This window comes from Acidovorax sp. KPB24-07 (genome assembly GCF_057543315.1).
In genome coordinates, this window is the sequence record NZ_BAAJYS010000520.1 from 1 (window position 1) to 1,970 (window position 1,970).

Annotated in this window: 1 protein-coding gene and 1 pseudogene; both read right to left on the reverse strand. The window is 70.1% G+C overall.

Going from position 1 to position 1,970, the window contains the following annotated elements:
• Positions 1–318 (reverse strand): annotated as a pseudogene (locus AC27IQ_RS23355) (amidase family protein); the annotation flags it as partial.
• Between the two features lie 17 nt (positions 319–335).
• Positions 336–1,826, reverse strand: a complete 1,491-nt coding sequence (locus AC27IQ_RS23360; protein WP_487090978.1) for an ABC transporter substrate-binding protein — start codon at positions 1,824–1,826, stop codon at positions 336–338.
• Between the last annotated feature and the right edge of the window lie 144 nt (positions 1,827–1,970).

Below are 1,970 nucleotides of genomic sequence, written 5' to 3' on the forward strand. Positions count from 1 at the left end.
CCCAGCGGCGTGGGGTCGCCCCGCGGTGGCGATGTTTTCCTTGATGGTGGCGGGCACGCCGTCCAGCAGGCCCTGCGGGGCGCTGCGCAGCCATCGCGCCTCGCTCGCGCGGGCCTGCTCCAGGGCCGCTTCGGGGCGCAGCAGGTAGGTGGCGCACAGGTGGGGCTCCCACCGGGCGATGTGGTCCAGCACCGACTGCGTGACCTCCACCGGGGACAGGCGGCGGCTGCGGTAGGCGTCGAGCAGGGCGTGGGCGGGCAGGTCGTGCAGTGCGGATGAGGCGGACGATGCGGGCGTTGTGGAGGCGGCCTGGGGCATGGCGGGCTCGTTCACGCTCAGGCCCAGGACATCGCCGACAGGTCGTTCACGAAGATCGGCATGTCCTTCCACAGCCCGCGCAGGTTCTTGTTGGCCACCGTGACCCATTGCGGCTGGTACAGGAAGGCATGCACGGCATCCTCGGCCAGCAGGCGCTGCGCATCGCCCAGCAGGCGCGCCCGGTCGGCGGGGCGGGCGGCGTTCTTGATCTGCTCGTACAGCGCGTTGAATTTGGGCGAGTTGTAGCCCCAGTAGTAGTCGGGCTTGGCGAAGTTGCCCAGGTCGAACGGCTCCACGTGCGAGATGAGGGTGAGGTCGTAGTTCTTGTTGCCGTAGGTGCCGCTCAGCCACTGCGCCCACTCCACGTTCTGCAGCTTGGCGACGATGCCCACCTTGGCCAGCTGCGCCGCGATGACCTCGCCGCCCTGACGCGCGTAGGGCGTGGGCGGCAGCGTCATGGTCAGCTCCAGCGGCGTCTTCACGCCGGCCTCGGCCAGCAGCTTCTTCGCCTTTTCGGGGTCGAAGGGGTTGATGCCCGTGGTGTCCAGGTAGCCGAAGGCGCCCGGCACGTAGTGGCTGCCGATCGGCACGCCCAGGCCGTCCCCGGCACCCTGGATCACGGCCTTGCGGTCGATGGCGGCCGCGATGGCGCGGCGCACCCGCACGTCGTCCAGCGGCTTCTTCTGCTGGTTGATGGCCAGGATGGTCTTGGCGCGCGAGCCGCTCACGATCACCTGAAAACGCGGGTTGGCCTTGAACTGCGCCACGCTGCGCGGCGTGACGCGCGGGAACGCGTCCACGTCCCCCGCCATCAGGGCCGCCACCTGCGCGGCCGGGTCCGAGATGAAGCGGAAGGTCGCGCGGCGGATGTGCATCGCGTTCGCCGTGCGGTAGCCGTCCCAGCGCGCCAGCGTGACCGAGGCGCCCTTGCTCCACGATTCGAGCCGGTACGGCCCCGTGCCGACGGGCTTGGTGGCGTTGGTGTCGGCGCTGCCCGGCTCCACGATGACGGCGGTGGCCTGGCCCAGCAGGAAGAGCAGGTCGGGGTCAATGTCCTTGTTGATCACCACCACCGTGAGGTCGTCCACCACCTGCGTGGTGAGGTTGGCGAAGGTGCGCTTGTCCTTGTTGGTGCTCTTGTCGCCCGCCGCGCGCTCGAACGAGAACTTGACGGCCGCCGCGTTGAACGGCGCGCCGTTGTGGAACTTGACGTTCCCGCGCAGCTTGAAGGTGTAGGTCTTGAGGTCGGGCGAGACCTCCCAGCTTTCGGCCAGCAGCGGCGAGACGCTGCCGTCCGCGTTGATCTTGGTGAGCGGCTCGAACACGTTGTACAGCGTGATCTCGCCGATGGACGAGGCCGCGCCGGCCGTCGGGTCCAGCCCCGGGGGCTCCAGCGTCATGGCGAGGGTGACGGCGTCCTTCTTGCCCTGGGCCAGCGCCTGCAGGGGCGCGGCGAGCGGCACGGTGGCCAGGGCGCCGGTGGCGAGGACGGTGCGACGGTTCAGCATGGGCGGATTCTCCGGATAGGAACAGACCAGGGGCGGGACGGAAGGCGAGGGGCGCGCGGCGGCATCGGATCGGCGGGGTGGATCGGCCGGCGGCGCGCGCCTCGGCGCCAACAGGCTTTTACTACACCCCGGCCGGCCGGATCA